Origin of the sequence: Treponema denticola ATCC 35405, assembly GCF_000008185.1 — a bacterium.
Taxonomy (GTDB): domain Bacteria; phylum Spirochaetota; class Spirochaetia; order Treponematales; family Treponemataceae; genus Treponema_B; species Treponema_B denticola.
Window position 1 is genome coordinate 997,140 of the sequence record NC_002967.9, and the last position, 23,417, is coordinate 1,020,556.

General features: G+C 40.9%; 20 protein-coding genes and 1 tRNA gene. 14 read left to right on the forward strand and 7 right to left on the reverse strand.

Annotation, left to right across the window (positions count from 1 at the left end):
* Nucleotides 1–27: 27 nt before the first annotated feature.
* Entirely contained in the window at nucleotides 28–882 is an 855-nt protein-coding gene (locus TDE_RS04670; RefSeq protein WP_002682284.1) for a ComF family protein, read from the forward strand.
* Between the two features lie 8 nt (nucleotides 883–890).
* Here TDE_RS04670 and radC read toward each other — a convergent pair whose 3' ends face one another.
* Nucleotides 891–1,568, reverse strand: coding sequence for a RadC family protein (gene radC / locus TDE_RS04675; RefSeq protein ID WP_002682286.1), 678 nt, complete (start codon nucleotides 1,566–1,568; stop codon nucleotides 891–893).
* A 353-nt stretch (nucleotides 1,569–1,921) separates the two neighbouring features.
* On the opposite strand from radC, the gene TDE_RS04680 reads away from it, so the two are divergent.
* The 3 genes from TDE_RS04680 (at nucleotide 1,922) to TDE_RS04690 (ending at nucleotide 5,345) form a co-directional block, all read left to right on the forward strand.
* On the forward strand, nucleotides 1,922–2,800 hold the full coding sequence (locus tag TDE_RS04680; RefSeq protein ID WP_002682287.1) for an Rpn family recombination-promoting nuclease/putative transposase: 879 nt from the start codon (nucleotides 1,922–1,924) through the stop codon (nucleotides 2,798–2,800).
* A gap of 615 nt (nucleotides 2,801–3,415) precedes the next feature.
* Nucleotides 3,416–4,561 carry a formylglycine-generating enzyme family protein gene (locus tag TDE_RS04685; RefSeq protein ID WP_002682289.1) on the forward strand — a complete coding sequence of 382 codons (1,146 nt, stop codon included), beginning with the start codon at nucleotides 3,416–3,418 and terminating at the stop codon, nucleotides 4,559–4,561.
* A 307-nt stretch (nucleotides 4,562–4,868) separates the two neighbouring features.
* Complete coding sequence (locus TDE_RS04690; RefSeq protein WP_002682291.1) at nucleotides 4,869–5,345, forward strand: leucine-rich repeat domain-containing protein; 477 nt, start codon at nucleotides 4,869–4,871, stop codon at nucleotides 5,343–5,345.
* Nucleotides 5,346–5,460: 115 nt separating this feature from the next.
* Here the strand turns inward: TDE_RS04690 and TDE_RS04695 are convergent, their stop codons facing one another.
* On the reverse strand, nucleotides 5,461–6,897 hold the full coding sequence (locus TDE_RS04695; RefSeq protein ID WP_002682292.1) for a D-alanyl-D-alanine carboxypeptidase family protein: 1,437 nt from the start codon (nucleotides 6,895–6,897) through the stop codon (nucleotides 5,461–5,463).
* 32 nt (nucleotides 6,898–6,929) lie between these two features.
* The gene (asnS, locus tag TDE_RS04700; RefSeq protein ID WP_002682293.1) at nucleotides 6,930–8,351 is read right to left on the reverse strand and encodes an asparagine--tRNA ligase; all 1,422 of its coding nucleotides are present in this window, start codon (nucleotides 8,349–8,351) and stop codon (nucleotides 6,930–6,932) included.
* Nucleotides 8,352–8,496: 145 nt separating this feature from the next.
* Between asnS and TDE_RS04705 the strand changes: the two genes are divergently transcribed.
* The 10 genes from TDE_RS04705 to TDE_RS04750 all read left to right on the forward strand — a co-directional run bounded on the left by TDE_RS04705 (nucleotide 8,497) and on the right by TDE_RS04750 (nucleotide 20,749).
* A complete protein-coding gene (locus TDE_RS04705) occupies nucleotides 8,497–9,456 on the forward strand; it encodes a hypothetical protein (protein ID WP_002682295.1) in 960 nt (319 codons plus the stop codon).
* Between the two features lie 21 nt (nucleotides 9,457–9,477).
* The gene (locus TDE_RS04710) at nucleotides 9,478–11,253 is read left to right on the forward strand and encodes a dihydroorotate dehydrogenase/oxidoreductase, FAD-binding (RefSeq protein ID WP_002682296.1); all 1,776 of its coding nucleotides are present in this window, start codon (nucleotides 9,478–9,480) and stop codon (nucleotides 11,251–11,253) included.
* Nucleotides 11,254–11,704: 451 nt separating this feature from the next.
* Nucleotides 11,705–12,460, forward strand: coding sequence for an ABC transporter permease subunit (locus TDE_RS04715; protein ID WP_245522452.1), 756 nt, complete (start codon nucleotides 11,705–11,707; stop codon nucleotides 12,458–12,460).
* 14 nt (nucleotides 12,461–12,474) lie between these two features.
* Entirely contained in the window at nucleotides 12,475–13,974 is a 1,500-nt protein-coding gene (locus TDE_RS04720) for an ABC transporter permease subunit (protein ID WP_002682298.1), read from the forward strand.
* 63 nt (nucleotides 13,975–14,037) lie between these two features.
* A complete protein-coding gene (locus tag TDE_RS04725) occupies nucleotides 14,038–15,975 on the forward strand; it encodes an extracellular solute-binding protein (protein WP_002671910.1) in 1,938 nt (645 codons plus the stop codon).
* Nucleotides 15,976–16,061: 86 nt separating this feature from the next.
* Nucleotides 16,062–17,042, forward strand: a complete 981-nt coding sequence (locus TDE_RS04730; protein WP_002671908.1) for an ABC transporter ATP-binding protein — start codon at nucleotides 16,062–16,064, stop codon at nucleotides 17,040–17,042.
* Nucleotides 17,042–17,998 carry an ABC transporter ATP-binding protein gene (locus tag TDE_RS04735; protein ID WP_002682300.1) on the forward strand — a complete coding sequence of 319 codons (957 nt, stop codon included), beginning with the start codon at nucleotides 17,042–17,044 and terminating at the stop codon, nucleotides 17,996–17,998. Before TDE_RS04730 ends, TDE_RS04735 begins: the two co-directional genes overlap by 1 nt.
* 84 nt (nucleotides 17,999–18,082) lie before the next feature.
* Complete coding sequence (locus TDE_RS04740; RefSeq protein ID WP_002682301.1) at nucleotides 18,083–20,026, forward strand: extracellular solute-binding protein; 1,944 nt, start codon at nucleotides 18,083–18,085, stop codon at nucleotides 20,024–20,026.
* Between the two features lie 106 nt (nucleotides 20,027–20,132).
* Nucleotides 20,133–20,369 carry a toxin HicA gene (locus TDE_RS04745; RefSeq protein WP_010956854.1) on the forward strand — a complete coding sequence of 79 codons (237 nt, stop codon included), beginning with the start codon at nucleotides 20,133–20,135 and terminating at the stop codon, nucleotides 20,367–20,369.
* A gap of 2 nt (nucleotides 20,370–20,371) precedes the next feature.
* Nucleotides 20,372–20,749 carry a type II toxin-antitoxin system HicB family antitoxin gene (locus TDE_RS04750; protein WP_002682305.1) on the forward strand — a complete coding sequence of 126 codons (378 nt, stop codon included), beginning with the start codon at nucleotides 20,372–20,374 and terminating at the stop codon, nucleotides 20,747–20,749.
* Between the two features lie 75 nt (nucleotides 20,750–20,824).
* Here the strand turns inward: TDE_RS04750 and rpmB are convergent, their stop codons facing one another.
* The 4 genes from rpmB to TDE_RS04770 all read right to left on the reverse strand — a co-directional run bounded on the left by rpmB (nucleotide 20,825) and on the right by TDE_RS04770 (nucleotide 23,366).
* On the reverse strand, nucleotides 20,825–21,016 hold the full coding sequence (gene rpmB / locus TDE_RS04755) for a 50S ribosomal protein L28 (protein ID WP_002670427.1): 192 nt from the start codon (nucleotides 21,014–21,016) through the stop codon (nucleotides 20,825–20,827).
* Nucleotides 21,017–21,075: 59 nt separating this feature from the next.
* Nucleotides 21,076–21,148 (reverse strand) — tRNA-Asn (locus TDE_RS04760).
* A 123-nt stretch (nucleotides 21,149–21,271) separates the two neighbouring features.
* Complete coding sequence (locus tag TDE_RS04765) at nucleotides 21,272–21,925, reverse strand: 5-formyltetrahydrofolate cyclo-ligase (RefSeq protein ID WP_002682306.1); 654 nt, start codon at nucleotides 21,923–21,925, stop codon at nucleotides 21,272–21,274.
* Between the two features lie 7 nt (nucleotides 21,926–21,932).
* Nucleotides 21,933–23,366: a tetratricopeptide repeat protein gene (locus TDE_RS04770; protein ID WP_002682308.1), complete on the reverse strand. Its 1,434-nt coding sequence runs from the start codon at nucleotides 23,364–23,366 to the stop codon at nucleotides 21,933–21,935.
* Nucleotides 23,367–23,417 lie beyond the last annotated feature (51 nt).

Here is a 23,417-nt window from a genome sequence, read left to right on the forward strand (position 1 = left end):
ATGATAATACTAATGAGGAGTATTATCATGATAAAAAGAATTAAACTAAGAGCTTTGACTTATCTGCGGAATATTTATGCCCGAATAATTTGTCCGCAAGTTTGTTTCTTTTGCGGGGAAGAAACGGGAACGGGTATTCCATTGTGCAGCAAATGTTTACAAAAAGAAATTACCGAACCTGTTTTGTTCCGGCTTAAAAATCCTGAAAAGTTTTGTTCATCTTGCGGAAAAATTTTAATTTCCGAAAAAGAGCTTTGCACGGACTGCAGGGCTAAATTAAGAGAAAAAGAAAATTTAAGAACAGAAGAAAGGGAAAAGAGCAAAAAGGAAGATTGTGCAAAACCGCTTTCCGTTCAATCCGATTTTCTCAAAAAGGTTTACACCATTTATCCTTACAAGGGCAGGGGAGGAGAGCTTTTACGCTTATGGAAAAATCAAAACATGAGGGGCTTTGCGGAAATTTATGCTTCTGCCATTGCTTCCTTTATCGAAGGGATGCCTGAACTTCAAAACGTTCCTATGGTGCCGGTTCCGCCCCGTCCTAAAAAGATTAAAACCAAGGGCTGGGATCAAATAGAAGATTTGTCCCTTTATTTGGAACAGATTTATAATCTTCCAATATTGCGTTGTTTAAAACGAATGGACGGGGCTTCACAAAAAAGTCTTTCCCGCGAAAGGCGTGCAAGCAATCTAAAAGGAAAGATTTTTTTAAAAAGGCAAAAATCTTTTTCAAAATCGGAAGATTTAAAAACCGCCTTACCGGAAAAGCTCATAATCTTAGACGATGTTATGACCACGGGCGCGACCCTTAACTTTTGTGCAGCGGCTCTAAAAGAGGGAGGTTGTAAAGAAGTGATCGGCCTCTGCCTCTTTTTTGATTAAGTAGCCTTTTAAATATCAAACCTCGTTCCGCTTTGGACAAAGCTGAAAAAATTTCCGTTAGGGACTAAGATTATGTGATCCAAAAGCTTGATACCTAAAATTTTTCCGGCCTCGTAAATGCGTTTTGTCAATTCCATGTCTTCACTTGAGGGCTCCAGATTTCCCGAAGGATGATTATGGGCAGCAATTATTGCAGCAGCCCTGTCCTTTAAAGGGTCTGAATACACTTCACGAGGATGCACGATTGTTCTATTGATAGTGCCGACGCTCACAACACGGGTTGCAATAATTTCGTTTGCTCCGTTTAACGAGACGCAGATAAAATGCTCCCTATCCCTATCTGCATAGTGCTGTAAAAGAGGAACTACATCGGTCGGGTGTGAAATCGTGCGGTTCTTGTTGTCATAATACCTCCTTCCCAATTCCATGGCAGCAAGAACCGTTGAAATCTTTGAATCTCCCATCCCGCGGATAGAACGCAGATAGCCCTCAATTTTTTCAGGCCTTGCTCTATCGATGTGCAGAATAATATCATCGGCCAATTCTTTTACAGGCTTGTCCTTAATGCCTGTCCGTAAAAGAATGGCCACCAAATCGGAGTCGCTTAAGTTTTGAGGCCCGTACTCTAAAAGCCTTTCCCTCATATCGGGTTTGTCCGTATTGGACGAATTTTTATAGTCTATCATCAATTATATTGTATGTATTATTTGAAAGATTTACTACTTTTTATAAAACTATAATTTTTCGATTTCGGAAAGCCATGTTACCCCTTCTTAATTAAAGCCATATCCGGTTTTTCCATTTTCATACGTTTGGCTGAAAACGAAGGCGGGGAAACAACCACGGAAATCAATGCGATTAAATTACACCGAATAAAACAGCGAAGCCCGCAAGGGACGCGAAGGGTAAATTAAAGAATGCGTTATCAAAACATCCTTAAATTTCCTTTGCGCCCTTAGCATCTTTGCGGTTAAATAAAAAAACAGCTCTTACAAAATTGAGGAAGTTGTGGTATAATACAATCAATGAGGGGATGACTATGAGTACTTCAAACAGAAAATATAAGGACTCGGTGTTTGTCGACCTTTTCAGTGAGGACGAAAAAGCAAAAGAGAATTTTTTGTCGTTGTATAATGCTCTGCACGGCACGAATCTTCCGCTTTCGTCTCCGGTCGAAAATATAAGGCTCGATAATGTTATGTACATGAACATAATCAATGATGTTTCCTGCCTTGTAGACGGTAAAATCATTGTGTTGGCAGAACATCAATCAACTATAAACGAAAATATGCCCCTACGCTTTTTAGAATACATAGCTAGGCTATACGAAAAACTGCAAGCACCGACTGATCGGTATTTAAGAAAACTGTCAAAAATCCCCACGCCTGAATTCTATGTTTTCTATAATGGCAAGGAAGACTACCCTGAAACTACGGTTCTAAAACTTTCCGATGCCTTTATTACAAAACCTGAACAAATGCCGCTGGAGTTGACGGTGCGAGTTCTCAATATCAACACGGACAAAGCAAATAAAGTTTTAGCAGCCTGCAAACCGCTTGAAGAATACAGCCTCTTTGTTGAAGAGGTAAGAAAGCAAACCCAACTCGACAGCGAAAAAGGTTTTACAAATGCGGTAAAAATATGTATAGAAAAAGGAATCTTAAAAGAATATTTACAGCGAAAATCACGGGAGGTAATAAACATGTTAGTAGCCGAATATGATTACGATGCAGACATCGCAGTACAGAGAGCTGAAGAAAGACAAATAGCTTTTGCCGAAGGAATTGAACAGGGTATTGCCGATGGAGTATACAAAAAAGCTCTTGAAACGGCAAAGCTGATGAGATATGAAAATCTTGGCATTGACTTAATTTCAAAGGTTACAGGGCTTTCCGTTGAAGAAATAAAAGCTCTATAAGAATCAGCCGGAGCAGATTCAAGGCGCAAGAAAAAAACACCCGCAGGCACGCTAAAGAATGAACGTCCGTGTTCATTCTTTAGCTGCGAGTTCGCAGTGCGAACTCGATTTTGCTTGGAGCCACCGCCATCCTGGCGGTACTGATACGTCGAAGATTGTTTTTTTTGAAGCAACGCAGAAGATGCCCGTATATTTTTAAAAGAAAGGTTGAAACCCGCACAAAACCGTGTTATACTGTACACTAATGACAGAAAAACACACTGCCCGCAGTTACAAACATTCTCAGCAAAAAAATGCAAAAAGTTGTGAAAAACACTTGACACGATATAAAGTATCGGTCAAAATTCGCAGCCTCGCAGCCTCGCAGCCTCGCAGCCTCGCAGCCTCGCAGCCTCGCAGCCTCGCAGCTGAGGCCTTCCCATGCCTAAATAAATTTACAATCAAACACAAACAAATTTACTCACATAAAAAACCGCAACGCTCGCCAAGCCTTGAGCTTCGCTCAACTTCGCAAAGGATTATTAAGGATTCCATTACAAAGACTCTCTTAAACCTCTTTGCGTCCTTGGCGTACTCAGCGGTTAAATTAAAAATTAACTTTGATAGGAGGATTGTATGACAAAGTTTAAAACAAAACACAAGGCACACGCCTTGAGAAAAACGGGAGCCGCGGTGCTCATCACAGCCGCACTTTTGGCAGTAGGGCTGCTTTTTACCAGCTGCAAACAGGCATCGGGAAGCAACAGTTCAGATTCCGGCGGATCAAGCGGAGGAGGAACTGTGCCCACACCGCCGAGCTATGACTTTCCAGAAATAACCCCGCCTGCAAACGGCATCGTAGGCGTTGACCCTAACTACCTCCCGACCGAAACTGACGATTATTTGAAAGGCGTATTCCGTGCCGGCCGCAAGGTAAAATTAAGCCCCTACAAGCTGGGCAAGACAGAGGTAACGTATGAGTTATGGCATTCTGTGCGTACATGGGCAGAAAGTAAAGGCTACAGCTTTGCAAACAAGGGACTTGAAGGCTGGGACGGCACAGGCGGTGGAGGTATTTGGCCTAACTATGCAAATATCGGCAAGCCTCCTACAACAAATAAAAATCATCCTGTAACGATGGTAGACTGGAGGGACTGCATAGTGTGGTGTAATGCGTATACTCAAATGATATATAGCTCCGAAGCCGAATGCGTATACCGTAAAAGCGATAGCGATCCTACGGTATTAAAAGATGCAACGGATGGAACTGCTTGCGATGCTGCATACGCCGATATGAATAAAAAAGGCTTTAGACTTCCGACCGAAGCCGAGTGGGAATATGCAGCCCGCTGTCAGGGAAGCGACAACACAAATGCGGCACAATACGGAGATGTATGGCTTACCAAGCTGGACAGTGCAAGCGGAGCAAAAGCGAATTGGTGGTATGATGCCAAAGAAGCAGGAGCTGTTGCGTGGTATAAGGGTAATGCAGGCGATAAAACCCATCCGGTAGGAGGAAAAAGGGAGAATGCTCTTGGTCTATTTGACATGGCGGGAAATGTTTGGGAATGGTGTTTTGACCGGTATGACAGCATAGGAACAGGAGAGGTTACCGACCCGACCGGGGCAGCGTCGGGTACTAAGCGCGTCATACGCGGCGGCTGCTGGAACAGCACCAGCTGGTGCGGCGACAGGAACGACTGCACTGTAGGCTTTCGGGGCGACTGCAGTCCTGGCAGCGGGTACAACAGTGTTGGCTTCCGGCTGGCTTGGCGCCCTTGAGTTCACGCATTTGTGCGTAGGCGGGTAAGCAGTGGAGGGCGCAGCGTAAGCCGCCCGTAACGGCGCACCTGCCAAAGCACAAATGCGTAGATGCGGTGCAGTACATTTTTGAGACAAAGTTTGACCTGCACCGTGTAGCCGCTTTAGAGGCTCGAAAATTTTTTGGCTAAAAACGACGGTCGCATCCGATAATGCCTACCTTTCTTCCCAAGACGGCGTTATCTTTACCAAAGATAAAACCGAACTCCTCTGGTACCCGAAAGGCAAACCGGGTGCTTCTTACACCGTTCCTTCAGGCGTAATAGAATTGGAAGAGAACTCTTTTAGAGACATTGACGCACTGACTTCCGTTACGCTGCCGGACGGCTTAAAGGATATCGATAGATATGTGTTTTACGGCTGTCCCAACCTTGTAACACTTAACCTGCCGTCTTCGCTGAAATATATCGGCGGCATTTCAATTAGAGGCTTAAAAGTGAGCTCGATGGTTGTACCGGAAAACATAAAAGTTCTTAACTGGTACGTTCTTTCGAACTGCCCTGAATTGACGTCGGTCGAGCTCCCCTCAACGCTTACCATAATGGACTTTTATGTCTTGTCTAGCGATCCTAAACTGAAGACGGTAACGTGCAAAGCGGCAAATCCGCCGGCTATTACGGCAGGCCAGCACGTGTTTGAAAACACGCCCATCGCATCTGCAAGGCTCCGCGTCCCCGCCGGCTCCAAAGCACTCTACCAAGCCGCAGAAGGCTGGAAAGACTTCGGTACGATTGTGGAGTTTTAGAAATTGGTAATGCGCTAATTTATAATTCGGTTTATTCCCGGCTTCTGTGTCGGGGATAAACCTCGAGTTAACTCCTCATTATATTTATACGGATTATTTTAAAAAATGGTAAATATTAAAAAAATCGATAAAAGCCGTCTATAAATTTTCTAAAAGATGAACCTTCTTTTATATCGAGCGGACAGATAAGAGGAATGGTTTTTAGCACAATGTCTGAATCTTTAATTCTATATTCTATACGGCCGATTTGCTGTCCTGCAAAAAGAGGCGCCCTTATTACATCAGGTAAAATTATAACTTGTTCTATATGCCTCTCATCGTTTTTAAAAACCGTAAGATAGTCTTGCGAAAAGTCCTCATCGGCGAGGAGAGGCATAAAGGCTGAAGTTTTTACATTTAGGTTTGAACTTAGAACGCTTACACTTCTTTTAATTTTGTTGTGCTCCCTTATGTCAAAACTTTTAAAATTGTCGAATGCAAAATTCATAAGCTTTATGGAATTTTGCTCCCGCTTAAAAATTCCTTCGGTAAAGTTTTTGCCGTGACCGCCGAGGATGACCGCAATAAAACGCTCTCCGTTTTTTTGAGCCGTAAGCGAAATATTAAAACCGGACTCGTAAATAAAACCTGTTTTTAAACCGTCACAGCCTTCTATTTTTTTTAGGAGGGTATTGGTGGCAGGCTTAATTTGAAAATCCTTTAAACCGTCGGAGTTTTTTTTGATAAGAATATTGTGTTTTTGGGGATAGCTTATCTCATTTACCGAATGAAACTTTTTTAAGTTTTCGGGATATTGTTTTAAATAATGGAGGGAAAATAAGGCAAAGTCCCTTGCCGTGGTTTGATTTTTTTCGCTTAAGCCCGAAGAATCTTCAAAGCGGGTGGATTTTAAGCCCATCGTTTTAACGGCCTCGTTCATTTTAAGCGTAAACTTTTCAATACTTCCTTCCGTAAGCAGGGCCGCCGCAAGGGCTGCATCATTCCCCGAGCAAACCGCCATTCCCCTTATCAGCTCTTCTATACTTAAACTTTGATTTTCTCCCAAGCCCATCCATGCCGCTCCTTTTGGCAGAAAAATTGCCCAAGCCTCCTCAGGCGGAAAAACAACCTTTTCCAAATCTTTAAACTGAGGCTTTTGAAGCATGGTATAAATTGTTACCAGCTTTGTAAGGGAGGCCGGAGGGATTATTTTATCGGCATTGGATTCGGCTAAAATTGTACCGGTGTTTGCGTGAATAAGAATGTAGGACTCGGCATCTATTTTAGGTAATTCTATTTTTTTTGCCGAGGGGGCAATGTTAGAAGATGATGATTTTACGGGCAAAAAATTTTCTATGGAATTAAGGGGCGGAAACTCCTTGTTAATCTTATGCCGGCTGTAAAAGGTTTTAAGAGCTGCCGTTTTTTCTTCTTGTGAAACCTCAAGAGGCTGTGCTTTTTTTAATTCCGAAACATGGAAAAAAATAAAGCCTGCAAGGCTCAATACACAAAAAAGCACAGCCCCAAAGAGAACAAAAATAAATTTTATAATTCCGTTTGTGCTGTGCTTCATTTTTTTAAGGTCTTAAATTTTTTACTAAAAAATTAGAACTCGGCTAATTTCGGTGCTCTGGGGAAGGGGATAACATCCCTTATGTTTCCCATACCCGTAACATAGAGGAGAAGCCTCTCAAACCCGAGCCCGAATCCCGAATGAGGAACCGTACCGTATCGGCGGAGGTCAAGGTACCACCAATAGTCTTCTTCTCTTAAACCCAATTCCTTAATCCTGCCCTGCAAAATATCAAGATTTTCTTCCCTTTCCGAGCCCCCGATTATTTCGCCCAATCCCGGTACAAGCACATCCATCGCCCGCACCGTTTTTCCGTCCTCGTTTAACTTCATATAAAAGGACTTAATCTCCTTGGGATAGTTTGTAACAATTACCGGCCCCTTATAAACTTCTTCGGTCAAAAACCTTTCATGCTCGCTCTGGAGGTCGCAGCCCCAGTAGGGTTTAAACTCAAAGCGGTCAATGTGCTTTTCAAGTTCGGCTATAGCTTCCGTGTAAGTAAGACGAGTAAAGGGCGTGTTTACAACATTTTTGAGCATCTCGATAAGCCCTTTTTTGATCCTTGAATCAAAAAATTCCAGATCCTCTTTGCACTTTTCCAAGGCCCATTTTAAAAGATAGACGATAAATTCTTCTGCCAGCTCCATGTTTTCTTTTATGGTAAAAAAGGACATTTCGGGCTCAACCATCCAAAATTCTGCAAGGTGTCGGCTTGTGTTCGAGTTTTCCGCTCTAAAAGTCGGGCCGAATGTGTAAATGCGCGAAAGGGCTGTCGCATAGGTTTCTCCTTCAAGCTGGCCTGAAACGGTCAAGTTAGCCTGCTTGCCGAAAAAATCTTGAGAATAATCTATTTTAAAAGAATCGGGATCCTTTTTTTCTTTTAGAGCTTTTTTTACGGTTTCTTCTATATCAAAGGTTGTAACATGGAACATTTCGCCTGCACCCTCGCAGTCCGAGCCGGTAATAATCGGCGTATGCACATATTGAAAACCTCTTTCCTGAAAAAAGGTGTGGATTGCATAGGCCATCTGGCTTCTTATACGGGCAACAGCTCCAAAGGTATTGGTACGAGCCCTCAAGTGAGCTATGTCCCTTAAAAATTCCATGCTATGACGCTTTTTTTGTAAAGGATATTTTTCCTGATCAGCATCACCGAAGATATGGATATTATTAGCCTGAAGCTCAACTCTTTGCCCTGCCGCAGGGGAGGGAACGAGATTGCCCGATACCTTTACCGAAACTCCGGTACCGGCCTTTTTTAAAAGAGCTTCAGTATTATTATCGAGACCTGTATCCCTGTCAAAGGTTGCCTGAATGGAGGCAAAACAAGAGCCGTCATTGATCTCGATAAAAACCAAATTCTTGGTTTCCCGCTTTGTACGAACCCAGCCGTAAACATCGATTGCTTGGCCTTTCGGTTCGGAGGTTAAAATATCTTTAATTAAATGTATCATATAGATATATTATATGGTAAATTCCGATTCTGTCAAGCAAGCCTTTTAAAATGGATTGACAAGATTTTATAAAATATCTTGACCCTATACTTGCTATGTGATAAAATCATAAAACTTTAAGATTAACAAATAGGAGTTACATTTTATGAAAAAACTTTTTATCGGTATCGTTTTGTGCTCGTTTTTATTTTTACCTTTGACTGCCCACGAAGAATCTCATAAAAGTCAATCTTCAGAACATTATAGTAATAAAAAAGTTGCCTATACTACAACCATAAATGCTATTGTTACATGGCCGCCTCAAGCCTTGGTAGGCGTAACTCAGAATTTTAAAGTTCCGCTTATGCAGTTTGATAATCCTTTGACAAAAGATAATAATATCAACTTTAAAATCGGGGCGGAATTGAGTCCCATAAGTTTTGAAGGAAAATTCGGCATTGTTTGGACGCCTATTGCTTTTTTGGAATTTTATACCGAGTCCCGTGTCGGATCAGGTTGGAATATTAAGACTTTGTATGGTCTTGCCTTAAACAAAAATAATGCCGGTAAATCAAACTATATTCCGCTCAATTTCAGTAAATCCATATATTCTTTTTCTTTTGGAGGGGCTTTTCAATTTGACCTCGGTGCCGTAATTCCAAATGACTGGTCTCATGTGGTCTTCCGCACAGACCAAGCTGCGCTTTATAAGGCTATGAGCGGTGTAGATTCCGAAACATCGTGGCTTTATCAAGCCGATTCCGGAGAAAACCGTAACGGATGGAAATACCAGGCTTCATATCTTATAGGATATAAGATGCCTATATTTTTAGATTTAATTGCAATGAAAATAGATGTAGAAAAAAAACTGTTTGCTTCTCCCAAAGGGCTCGATAATAAAGTATGGGGTGAAAACCTATTCCTAACTACCTTCGGGCCCATCATTAATTTTAATATTAAAAAAGATTATAATATAATGCTTTTGGCTCAGTGGCAAACCAAGCCCCTTTATAAAGGCGGCGGTGAGGCGGATTTTTACCAAACAAAGATTCTTGATACCGATAAAAAAACTCAAGTTAAATTTTATCAGGTCGGTATCGTTTTTTATATGAATATCAATAGATAAGAAAATCGGCAGGAAATGGGAATGAGAAGTAAGGCAGAAATAATACAAAAAATTAAAAATGCAGGGCTTGCCGCGAGGGAAGGAAGGTCTGCTCCTGTTCTTGCAACCGTGTCGGGTGTTCTTTCTACAAAGCCTAATTTGATAAGGTACTGTGCCGATGAGCTTGGCTTCGGCCTTGTAACCACAAAGAGCTTTCAGGTGCTGCCCAATCCGGGAAATAGAGAACCTATCCTTTGTGAACCCGAATTGGGCTGTTTCGGTAATTCCGTCGGTCTTCGTAACTGCGGAATGGAACAGGCCGTAAAAGAACTAAAAGAGCTCCGCTCCTCATGGAAAACCGATTCTATTTTAAATGTTTCCCTTTCGGCCTCAAACCCTGAAGATTTTATCAGCCTTTTAAAGGGCTTTGAAGAATTAGCCGACTGCTTTGAGCTTAACTTTTCATGTCCCCATGCTTCGGCCGGCTTCGGTGCTTCCATAGGCTGCGACCCTGCGATTGCCGCGGAATACGTAAAAATCATAAAAAAAGCTCTCCCCGATTGTGCCGTGCCGATTTTTGTAAAGCTTACCCCCAATGTAGAAGATATAGGAGCCATAGCTTCCGCCGTAATCGAAGCAGGCGCAGACGGCATAACGGCTATCAACACCGTAGGCCCCAAGGTTTACATTGAGCCCCATTCCGGAAAGCCCATCTTGCAAAATAAACTTGGCGGAAAGGGCGGCATGAGCGGTGCGTGGGTTTTCCCAAGGGCTTTGGAATGTATCGGGCAAATACGGAAGGCTGTAGGAGAAGAAATTCCTATAATCGGAATGGGAGGCGTTATGACGGGTGCTCAAGCTGCCGAACTCGTTAGGGCCGGTGCCGATATAATAGGTATAGGTTCTGCCTGCGGCATGCTTGAACAAGACGATTTAAAACCTTTTTTTCAAAACCTTGCCTCGGATGCTCTAAACTGTATACGCGGTAAAGAAACCGATAAAACTTCTTCCTTTTTACGTAAAAAAAGGGCCTTGGAATACGAAGCAAAGACCATAGTAAAAATCGAAAAAGAAAGTGAAGATATCATTATAATTACCCTAAACGGGAAATGTAAATTCGAAGCAGGGCAGTTTGTGTTTTTATGGATTCCCGGAGCCGGCGAAAAGCCTTTTTCCCTTGCGGAAGCCGATCCTATAAGCCTTATCATAAAAAAACGCGGCCCCTTTACGGAAGCTCTTTTTGAGCTAAAAGCAGGAGATACAATCTATATGCGGGGCCTTTACGGCAAAGGAATAAAACCTCCTAAAACTGAAAATGCTCTTTTAATTGCAGGCGGAACTGGTATTGCAGTCCTTCCTGCCCTTGCAAAACGCTTAAAAAAGCAAGGAGCCTTAGTCTCTACCTATGTGGGAACTTCCGAAGAAATTAAAAAAAAGGAGCCCAACGGTATCGAAAAAATTCTTATTGAATGCGGCGCCTATAAAAAGGTTGCCGACAAGGGTGTTATCGGCAGGGTGCTAAACCAATTCCAAAAAGACAATATTGAAGGAAATACCGGCCTCCCGATTCAGGGAAAAGCCGAAAAGATGGGCAAGCAGGACTTTTTTACGGCCTATCTGGTAGGGCCTATGATTTTTATGCGCAGGGCTTCCGAAATTCTTTTAAAATTGGGAGTCCGCAAATCTCAGATTTTTATGTCATTAGAGATGAACACGATGTGCGGGGTTGGTATTTGCGGAGAATGTTCTTGCGGAAATATCTTGACCTGCAAAAAGGGGACATTTGTCAGTCTTGATCAAATTGACTCCGTTTATTAGCTGCCCTTATTGCAAATTATCCTATGGAATTTTACTTGATACTCTAGACTTTTTTTTTACATTATGCTAAAATGCCAAATGTCTAAGTATGCATATCCCTTACCTCATATAAGATAATCAAGCTGATATAATTCGGTTAGGCTGTGTCGCATATTTAGTATCTTGGTTTTATGGAGCTTTATAATGAATAACTATTTCGTTAGGCGTGCGTTATTGATTATTCCTACCTTATATAGGAATTACTCTGGTTGTTTTTGCAATTACACGTGCCGTACCCGGTGGTCCTGTTGAGCAGACCTTAAATCAGCTTATCTTCGGTCAAGAGGGTAAGAATAATAACAAAGACGTAAAAAATACCAGTGCTCTCAAAGCGGAAATTGAAAAAGAGCTTAGAGCTTATTACGGTTTTGATAAACCATGGTATATTTCTTATGTTCAATGGATGGGTAAGGTGCTTAGAGGTGACTTAGGCCGTTCAACCAAATACGGTGATAAGGTCATAGATATGGTCGGATCCCGTATCCCTATTTCGTTGCGTTTCGGTCTTATCTCGCTGATATTAACCTATTCCGTTTGTATTCCCTTGGGTATGTCCAAGGCCCTTAAGCATAAAACCGTATCGGATAACATTTCATCATTTATTATAATAATAACCTATGCCTTACCGAGCTATGTTGTAGCTATTATTATCCTTACCGTATTTTCTTTTAGGCTCAATATCTTCCCTTCAGGCGGTTTGTATTCCAGAAACTATGCAGAACTTTCGTTTTTCGGTAAGCTCGGTGATAATTTTATGCACATGTTCCTGCCTATGGTCGCCTATACCTTGGGAAGCTTTGCGACTCTTACAATAGCCACCAAAAACTATCTCATGGAAAATATGGCCTCGGACTATGTTAAGACAGCCGTTGCAAAGGGTAGAACCTTTAGGGATGCTCTTTGGAAACATGCTTTTAGAAACAGTATGATTCCTGTAGCTGCAGGACTCGGCGGTATATTGGGTATCTTCTTTGCAGGTGCCTTCCTTATCGAGAAGATATTTAATATAAACGGCATGGGCTTTTTAGGTTTTAAGGCCTTGGAAGAAAGAGATTATGCTATTGTTTTAGGAACCCTTGTTATAACTTCTCTTGTTTCAATGGTTTCAAACATATTAAGCGATTTTATAGTATCACTTGTTGATCCGCGAATTAAACTTGGAAAGTAATTGGAAGGTAAAGTATGAATAAGGCAGATACAAACAAAGATTTTTTGGCTAAATTAAAAGCTTCGTGGAGATTGTTTAGAGAAAGAACGGCTTTTAGCCCCCTTACAAAAATGCGCTTGCACAGGTTCAAGCAGATCAAACGTGCAAGAATTTCTCTTATATTTATTTTGGTAACTTACATTCTTTCACTTTTTGCAGAGCTTTTTATAAATAACCGCCCTATATTGATGAAAATCGACGGAAAATTATACTTTCCTACATATTCAAAGGTTCTTTATGCAAGAGATTTCGGTTTACAGCTTCATCATGAATTGGAAATCGATTATAGGGCTATCAAATCTGTTTTAAAAGAAACGGGACGCGGATGGCTCATAATGCCCCCTGTTCCTTATAATCCCTATGAAACGGACTCAACCGCAGCTCCCCTGTCTTTAAGCAACCTTAACTGTCCCGTTATGGGCATAGGCTTAGACAAATCGGGCGAAATGCCTTCGGATGATGCTGCCGAATATAGGTGGATTGACGTATCCGAAATTGAAGGTATTAAAATTTCTCAAGACGAAGACGGAACAAAAAGATATATTTGGGTTAAATTTACCGAAAATCCCGAAAAAGCCCGTCTTTCGGACTTTGCCTCAATTAAAAGAAAGTATCTCGGTATTGCTTGGAATAAAAAGTCTTCGATTGAATCTGAAGATCCTAAAGATTATACATGGTACAAAATAGGCAGTGAAAAGGGACTAGCCCAGCCCGACGGCAAATATACGTGGATTAGGTTTGCTAAGGGCCGAAGCGGTGAAATGTATCCTCCCCTTGCTCCTTCTTTTAAGACCAAACACTTTTTAGGTACGGATAGTATCGGAAGGGATATTTTGGCCCGTTTGATCTATGCCTACCGAATATGTATGTCCTTCTCTCTATTGTTTGTATTTATTACATACTTAATAGGTATTACAATCGGTATTTTGATGGGTTATATTGGAGGACTGTTTGATACCCTTTTTCAAAGGTTTATCGAAATATGGGAACAAATACCCTTCTTATACATAGTTATGATTCTAGGTTCGATTTTCCACCTTTCATTCGGCTGGCTCTTGTTGGTCTATCTGGTATTCGGCTGGTCGGGTAAAACATGGACTGCCCGTGCCATGACCTATCGTGAAAGAGAAAGAGATTATGTACTGGCCGCTAAATCAATGGGTGCAAGCACCATGCGTATAGTTATGCTCCATATTTTGCCTAATATCATAGTTATAGTTGTTACGGCTCTGCCCTTTGCAATATCGGGCGGTATTTCTTCATTAACCGGTCTGGATTATCTGGGATACGGTTTACGTCCGCCTACACCGAGCTGGGGAGAATTGTTGAGTATGGGAACTTCTATGTATAAGGATGCTCCTTGGATTTTGAGCTCAACCGTTACGGCCTTTGTTTTTGTTCTTATATTGATTACGTTTATAGGCGAAGGTTTACGAGAAGCCTTTGATCCTAAGCGCTATACCGTTTATAAATAGTTTTAAGATGTGCCCTTGCGGGCCTCTTAAGCTAATTATATAAAAAAATTTAGGAGGAATCTTATGAAAAGATTTGTAAAGATTGGAACTATTTTAGTTGCACTTGCTATTGTTCTTTCAAGCTGCTCCAAAGAAGGCGACTTGGCAAAATTGGGTCCTTCTGCCCGATATGAACACCTAATAGCTGAAGAAGCTAAAAAACTTCCCGATTTTAGCGTTAAGGTTATTGAAGACAAAAACCTTAAAGTTGAAGGTCTGCCCGAAGAGGTAGTTTGGCTTACTGCAAATATGCCCGACTTCGGCTCACCGCAGACAAAGAAGGGCGGTACTCTGCACCTTAATGAATCCCAGTTTGCCGAAAACTACCGCTTTATCGGCCCTCAGGGTAACCACTCTCAACGAGACTATATGTTTAGTTCTTCAGCTCTAATGTGGGGTTCTGATGAGACAAAAGAATGGTACCCCGTTTTCTGTTCTCACTGGGCATTCGGTGCCGATAATCAGACCGTTTACTACAAGTTACGCGAAGAAATCAAGTGGTCTGACGGAACACCATGTACAGCCGATGACTATGTATGGGCTTGGCAGATGTGGAATGACCCCCTTTTAGATGCTCCTTTCTACAATAAGTACGGTGCCAAATTCGAAGTTAAGAAGATCAACGATTATTGTCTTGCAATAAAGTGGCTTGAATCCGATAAGCTTACAAAATACGAACTTATCGATAATACCAACTTTGTAGCCTACAACAAAAAATTCTTCAATAACGGACAGCTTTATAAAAACTGGCATGTCGACTTTAACTGGAAATATTCTCCCACAACCCGCCCCTATGTTTTGGATGAAGAAAAAACCGTTAAGGGCGAACTTCTTGTATTTAAGAGGGTAAAGGACTGGTGGGGTGATTCTCTTCCATATTTTAAAAACATGGCTAACTTTGATTATATCGAAATCAAGACCATCACAGGCGGTACCGATGTAGAAAAAGAATATTTCTACAAGGGCGAACTTGACCTCTTCGGTTTGACACGTGCTAAGGAATGGAACGATGCTGCAACACAGCCCAACATAACAAACGGCTATATCGACCGCTGGATCGGAAACTTTACTCCGACACAGGGAACCCAAGGCTGGTTTATGAATGTTACAAGCGACTTCTTTAAAGATAAGAGGGTTAGAACAGCCATGTACTATGCTTTTGACATTCAAGGTATGATCGATAATATCTTGCAGGGCGAATATAAACGATATCACAATATCGGTATCGGACAAGAATGGGCAGGATACAATTTTAACGACAATACAATCCGCAAGCCCGACTTTGATCCCGTAAAAGCCGGTGAACTCCTCGCAGAAGCAGGCTATGATAAGCTCGGAAGCGACGGTATCCGTGTAAACAAAGAAGGCAAAAGAGCCAGCTTTGAACTCTTATACGGCGGTGCTACATCAAATGAGCAGTTTGCTTATCTCAAAGAGCAGGCTAAAAAAGCCGGTGTCGAGATCGTCCTAAATCTTATGGAACAGGGATGGATACCCAAGGTATTTGCAAAAGACTATGACATGGTTTCTTTAAGATGGTCTTATAACTATCAGCCCAGACAGTGGCAGTACTATTCAAAAGAAAATGCCGAAAAAGCCGATACCAATAATATTTGGGGATATTGGAGTGATGAAATGGAAGCCTTGCTTGCTATTGAAAGCGATGACAGTGTTCCTATTTCGGAAAAGGCCGAAAACAATAAAAAGATTGAACGCCTTGTTCACGAAGAAGCTCTTGTAATCCCGAACTATTACACAGACTTTTATAGAACAGCTGCATGGAAGTGGATTAAGTTCCCTGCATGGGGTAACATGAGATTCGTTAAGGGTTTAATCGGTGAAGAATTCTACAGCTATGCTTGGTTTGATGCTGATGTTAAAGAAGAGGTTGAAAAGGCCCGTGCCGAAGGCAAGTCTTTTGAGCCGAAAATCTGGAAACCCAGTACAAGATATGTTGAATAAGCCGGTAAACCGGACATAAAAAAATATGACGGCCTTAGCCTTCCTTGTGAAGGCTGAGGGCTGTCATTAAACTTTGGAGAAATTATATGAGTGATGAGCTTCTTAGAGTTGAAGACCTTTCTGCCGGATTTGTTACTGATGCCGGATATGTTGAGGTTTTGGATAGGATAAATTTTAGTATAAAAGCCGGTCAGACGATTTCCTTGGTAGGAGAGTCCGGCTGCGGTAAGAGTGTTACTGCATCTTCTATAATGAGAATTTTACCGCATCCTTACGGTGAAATAAGGAAAGGTAGGATATTATTTGAAGGCCGTAATTTGCTTGATTTGCCTATCGAAGAAATGTATCAGATTCGTGGTTCTTCAATTGCTATGATATTCCAAGAACCTATGACGGCTTTAAATCCCGTTCACATGGTCAAAAAGCAGGTTGGCGAAGTTTTGGAACTTCATAGACCCGATATTACGAAAGAAGAAATGCCGGCTCATATTCTTAAATACTTAAAGGATGTTGAAATTCCTTCTGCCGAACAGCGTCTTAATAACTATCCTTTTCAGTTATCCGGAGGAATGAGACAGAGGGTTATGATCGCCATGGCTCTGGCAGGTCATCCTAAACTTCTTATCGCAGATGAGCCGACCACAGCTTTGGACGTAACCGTTCAAGCTCAAATTTTGGCCCTAATAAAGGAATTACAGCGAAAAAACAATATGGGCGTTATTTATATTACCCACGATATGGGTGTTGTTGCCGAAGTAAGCGACCATGTTGCCGTTATGTATGCAGGTCAAATCGTTGAAACAGGACCTGTAGAGACTATATTCAAAAATCCGAGGCATCCTTATACAAGGGGCTTAATAGCTTCCATGCCTAAGTTGGATTCAAAGCCTAAGACCCGTCTTCCCTATATTGAAGGAAGCGTTCCGGCTCCTCGTGCATATCCCGCTACTTGCCGTTTTGCAGAGCGCTGCAGTTATGCTACCGATTATTGCAGAGCCAATAATCCGGTTCTTGAAGAATTTGAAACGGATCATGTAATCCGATGTTTTAGAGCGAGGGAAATATAATGAGCAAAGAACCTATTTTTGAAGTTGAAAATTTAGTACAGGAGTTTTCGCAGGGCAGGTACAGCAAGGCTGTAGTTCATGCCTTAAACGGTGTAAGCCTTTCGGTTTATGAAGGCGAAACTCTCGGTTTGGTAGGAGAGACTGGCTGCGGTAAAAGTACTCTTTGCCGTGCTATGATGCGTCTTTATAAACCTACTTCCGGCGTAATAAAATATAGGGGAAGGGATATTACCTACCTCAAAGAACGAAAATTAAAAGACGTACGCAGTGATGTTCAGATGATATTCCAAGATCCTGCAGAGTCAATGAATTCCCGTATGAACGTAGGCTACGTAATCGAAGAGCCTCTAATTATACAGACAAAGATGACTGCCGATGAGCGCAAGGCAAAGGTTTTGCAGCTTTTAAAGGACGTAGGTCTTCCTGAAGATGCCTACTATAGATATCCGCATGAATTTTCAGGCGGACAAAGACAGAGAATAGCTATTGCCCGCGCCTTGGCTGTAGATCCCAAAATCGTAGTCTGCGATGAACCTGTAAGTGCTTTGGACGTTTCCGTTCAGTCGCAGGTTTTAAACCTTCTGCTCGATATGCAGGAAACAAGAAAGCTGACTGTTATTTTTATTTCTCACGGCTTAAACGTTGTTAGGCACATGTCCGACAGAATTGCAGTTATGTACTTGGGTTCCATTATGGAGCTTGCTACATCTTCTGTCATATACTCCGATCCTGTCCATCCGTATACTCAGGCCCTTATCGCCGCTATACCGGATACGGATCCGTCAAAGAGACAAAAACGAATTCCCTTTACCGGTGAAATTCCTTCACCGATCAACCTGCCTTCAGGCTGCCCATTCCATCTAAACTGTACAAAGAAGATAGATAAATGCTCTGTTGAGAAGCCTGTTCTTAGGGACATCGGTGACGGACACATGTGTGCATGTCATCTTGTTTAAGTTAAATGCCTTTGTCGGCTTAATAACAGGTGCCGGTGTACCGACACCTGTATTTTTTTACTCGGATAGAGTAGGTAGATAAAAATGACTTATCGTAAATATTTTAAATCACTTCTAAAAACAGCTTTTTTTTTGACGTTTTTTTTGTTTTTTTCATGTAATGAAATTCTTCCTCCTTCCGGATATCTGGACCAGCCTGCCTGCGATGCTTATGAGGCAATTATAGCCGAAGAGAGTAAAAATCTTCCCGATTTTTCTTGTCCCCCTGTCCTTGTTGAAGATTTTAGCGTTCCCGGCCTCGATAAATCCCTTAAATGGTATACATCCTTTCCTAAAGATTATTCTTCAAAGGCTTTAAAAAAAGGAGGCCGATTTTACGGCTATTTAAACGATATTCCGAATACGTTTAGGTACTTGGGCCCCGGAGCTGATGATAGTGCCGTTAGGATGTTTAATACCCAGATGCCTCTTTTATGGGTTTCTTTAGAAAATTTCGATTTTATGCCCTGTTCGGCGACCCATTGGGCTGTGGATTTGGAAAATAAGACGGTCTACTATAAACTTTATGAAAAAATGCTCTGGTCTGACGGAGAACCCTGTACGGCAGATGATTGGATTTTTGCCTTAAAATTTTTACAGTCAAAAAAAATATTTGATCCTATTAAAAATTATTATTACGGAAATCTTTCAGTAAAAAAAATAAACGATTTTTGTATTTCGGTTCAATATTTGGGCGAGCAATCCTATACGGAATATGAACTTATTGACCGTACCAATTTTAAGCCCATTGCGAGTCATTTTTATAAGGGCGAGGTTCCCGATGATTGGATAGCAGAATATAACCGCACCGTTGAACCTACTACAGGCCCCTATATTTTAACGGAATACGATTATAATCACGGCCTTAAATTCTCTAAGATAGAAAATTGGTGGGCTCATATCTATCCTCATTTTAAGGGAATCGCCAACTTTGACGAAATTTATTACCGCATAATCGTAGGGCGTAAGTCGCCCGCTTTTAATAAATTTTCCTTGGGTCTTTTCGATATTATTCATTTGGATAATCCTTCGGAGTGGGCTAGGGGACAAGACAGCTCTAATGTGCAGGAAGGTTTTGTAAATTTGTGGAAGGGCTATTATGTGCCCGTAAACGGCCCGACAGGTCTTTTTTTTAATACGGCCGCCAAGCCCTTGGATAATGTAAGGGTTAGAAAGGGCTTGTATTATGCTTTGGATATGGAAGGGCTTATTTATACGGCCTTTGAAGGGCAAAGAAGCCGCCTTCATACTCTCGGAACGGGCCAGACTTGGGGTGATGCCGTATTTAATAATGCCGAAATAAAAAAGCCTCCTTTTGACCCTAAAAAAGCTATGGAATTTTTTGCAGAAGCAGGCTACACCTCTTTAAATTCATCGGGAATCTTGGTAAATAAAGAGGGCCGAGAGCTCAGCTTTGTTATTCTTTATAAGGATGAAGCAGAAAGATGGATTTTCGGCTTTTTGTATAGTCAGGCCTTAAAGGCCGGTGTAAGGCTTGATTTTAAGTACTATTCCGGCGGTATGACAGAAAAAATAGCTTCACGTGATTTTCAGGCTTGGTGGGGTGCTCTGCCTGCAAGCCAAATACCCAATAACTATACCCTTTTTCACTCTTCATATGCGGATAAAAAACTTTTTGAAAACTTTTTCTCTTATTCAAACCCCGAAATGGATGCTCTTTTAGAAAAGTATAACGACGGTTCCCTTACATATTTTGAGAAAGCTGCCGTAAACCGCCAAATCGAAAAGATTGTTGATGAAGATGCTTTGATGATTCCATCTTATTATAAAAACACGATACGGGTTATGGCATGGAAATGGATATGCTTTCCTGCTTGGCTTAATATGAAATATCAGGACAACCTCTACGACCCGATGTTCGGATACCTTTGGTTTGATGCCGATATTGAAGCGGAATGCAAGAAAGCAAGGGAAGAAAATAAGATGCTCTCAGATAATACTTATTCTTTGAGTGATAGGTATAAGTAGTAGGTATATAACAGCTATTATTTATGTTTTATGATAATAAAATGAATTACATCTTGACACCATATATGATACCATTTATAATATAAACATGGCTCAATGGGAGAAATTGCTTGAGAAAATAAAATCACTTGATAATAATATGCGTTTTTCGGAACTTGCAAAAGTCTTGAAAACTTATGGCTATATAATGACCTCTCCCCGTTCCGGCAGCAGTCATTATACTTTTCGAAAGAAGGGCTGTAATCCGATTACAATTCCAAATCGTGCACCCATAAAATCTATTTATGTACGAATGGTAAAAGAAGTTGTAGAAGCCGAAGAAAATAATCAAAAGGAGAGATAAAAATGAAAACATTAGAAGAATACATAAAATTGCCATATAAATTGGAAATTATTCCTGATACGGAAGAAAATGGTTTTGTTGCTTCTTATCCGGAACTTCCCGGCTGCATTACATGCGGCTCCTCTCTTGCCTCTGTTGTAGCGAATGCTGAGGATGCTAAAAAAGAATGGTTATTTGCAGCTCTTGAAGAAGGAATTCCAATAAATGAACCAAATGATATAGATTCTTATTCGGGGCAATTTAAGCTGAGATTGCCAAAAACGCTTCATAAAACTCTTGCGGAAGATTCTAAGAAAGAAGGTGTAAGCATGAATCAGTATTGTGTTTACTTGCTTTCTAAGAACTCTTCAGAACATAATGTCCTTTTGAATTCAAAGTAAGGTCCAGGCAAAAAAAATCGAGTCTGCCGAAAAACAGACTCGAAATTAAATAAAAAGGAGTAAATTAAGAAAAAACTAAACTTTCTTTGTAACGTAATCGCTTTTTAAGCATCGAGAACACATTTTAATGGTTAGAGTTCTGCCGCCGATTTCTGTTTTTACATTCACTAGATTGGGCTTCCAAACTCTTTTTGTGTGAATTTTGGACTTACTTACCGAATTTCCTGACAATGAGCCTTTTCCGCAAATTTCACATACTCTTGACATATCGCACCTACCTTTAAAAAATCAGCTGACCTTGGAAAGGTCAGCCGTCATTCGAATAGCTCCCCCGCGCGGGTTCGAACCACGGACCCAGTGGTTAACAGCCACTTGCTCTGCCTACTGAGCTACAGGGGAATGTTTCCAATTAGGAAGTTCCAGGATATTACACTATTTCTTATAAAATGTCAATAGAAAAATCGTATTTTTTATGATTTTATCAAATTTTATTTTAAGCGGAGCTATTTGCCCTGCCTAAAATTAACCTCCGTACAAATAAACTTCCGCTTCCGTTACGACAAGGTCTACAGGATGGTCGAATTCTCCCATGGGGATTGTGTCTAAAATTTGTCCCGAAAAACAAAGCCCTGCAAGGCAGACTTCTTCTTTTTTTATGCTTTTAAAAAGTTTTTCAAAGAATCTATCGTAAAAACCTCCTCCTCTACCCATCCGCTCTCCTTTTTTTGAAAAGGCCCTTCCGGGAACTAAAATCAAAAGGGGAAACTCCAAAGGAGCTGTCTTTTTTTCTTCTTGTGTTTGAGGAAAGAGGTTTAAGGCCTCTTCGGCAGGCTCCATAATACCGAAGGTTCCGATTTGAACGGGCTCTAGCTTACCGTTCCTAAATTCCATTTTTTTGAATACCAAATCCTTACCTAAAACGAGGGGGAGGCCTATAGTCTTTTTGTCCTCTGCGGCCTGCCTTAAAAGCCCCAATGTAGGGAATTCCTCGTTTATGGGATGATAGGCAAAAACGGTTTTGGCTTCGCCGTATTTTGGTATTTTATTTAAAAAATTCTTACAATATTCTTCGGTATTTTGAAGCTCTTCGGTTTTTTGTATCAGGCTTTTAACTTTAGGGCTTTTAAAATATTCCTTTATAAGTTTTCGTACCTTTGCTTTTTCTTCTTTAAGCATTTTTAGCCTATTTCCCGTTGCTTGAGTTAAATTCATCCATGGCTTTTTTTGCAAAACGGTATTCAAAAAAGGCAGGATTTTCTATCGACATTACTTGAACATAGCACTTTTCTGCAAGAGTGTATTTTTTGGTCAGATTGTAAAATTCTCCGAGATAAAAAAACAGTCTTCCTTTTTTTACCATGTCGGTTTCTGCTGTTGCCCTGTTTATAAGCTCGCTGTCACCTGCAAAATCTATAAAAAGGCGGCATAAAAAGTATTCGTTTTCTTTTTCGGTACGATTGATTGATTTTAGATAGTTTTGCATAAATTTTTTTGCATCCGGCTTTTTATTTTGTTTATAGAGGCTTATTGCATACAAAAGCGCATATTGATAAGAGCCCGGGGCCTTGTTTAAGGCTTTTAAAAATGCTGTTCCCGCATTTAACCAGTCTCCTTTTTCCCAAAGCAAGATACCCGCTCCTTCCAGTGCAAAATAATAAGGCGGATAAAGGTTGCATACCTTTATATAATCAGCGAGGGCGTCTTCTTTGTAGCCGAGTTCATCGTTTATGCCGGCACGGTAGATATAGGCTACGTAGGAATCGGGAGTAAGTTCTATAACCTTGTCATAAGCTTTTTTTGCTTCTTCTTTTCTGCCTATTGTAAGATTATAAGAGCCTATATCATTCCAATGGCTGGGATTATTAGGTTCAAGTTCCGCTGCCCTATTTATATCTTGAAGGGCTTGATACATTCTATTTGTTTCCGACTTTATACGGGCAAGTTCTGCAAGGGCTGTGCTGTTATTCGGTTCTTGCTCCAAGACTGCCGTTAGATTTGCTTCTGCTTGGTCAAGTTTTCCTTCAAGATAGTTTATGCGTCCCAGGCCTATAAGGGCTTCAGTACATTTAGGATCAGCCTTATAAGCTTCTATAAATTTTCTTCTGGCATCATTGTATTTTTTGGCAGAGTAAAAATCCAAGCCTTGCTCGGTTAATGCCCTTGAATCCTTGGGATTTATAGCCAATATCTTTTTCAAGTATTGATTTTTCTTTTGTGTATTGTTTTCGGCTTGGGCCAACATAACCTGGGCATAAAGAATTTCTGTATTATTGGGATAGGCCTTGGAAAGTTCATCGGCAAAGGTTTCGGCTTCCTTTGTTTTTCTCATCGAAATGAGGATGGAAAGTTTTAGATATTGTATTTTAAAATCCTTGGTCAGTTCAGGATCAGATTCATCTATTAACTTTAAAATGCCCTCTAAATCTCCCTTTTTAGAAAGGTGGGTAAGTTTATCATTAAATTCTTCTCTCGGACTTTTTTTGCCGGTTTTTTCGGCTTTTTTTGTCTCTTCAGTCACAGGGGATTTTACGGCTTTTTCAGTTGTTTTGCACGAAAAAAAGAGGGCGACAGCCATCAAAAAACTAAAATAAATAAAAATTTGCCTGGTTATTTTCATAATAACTCCTTATAAGTATTGCAATTATTCCTTAGTTTATATAAACTATAA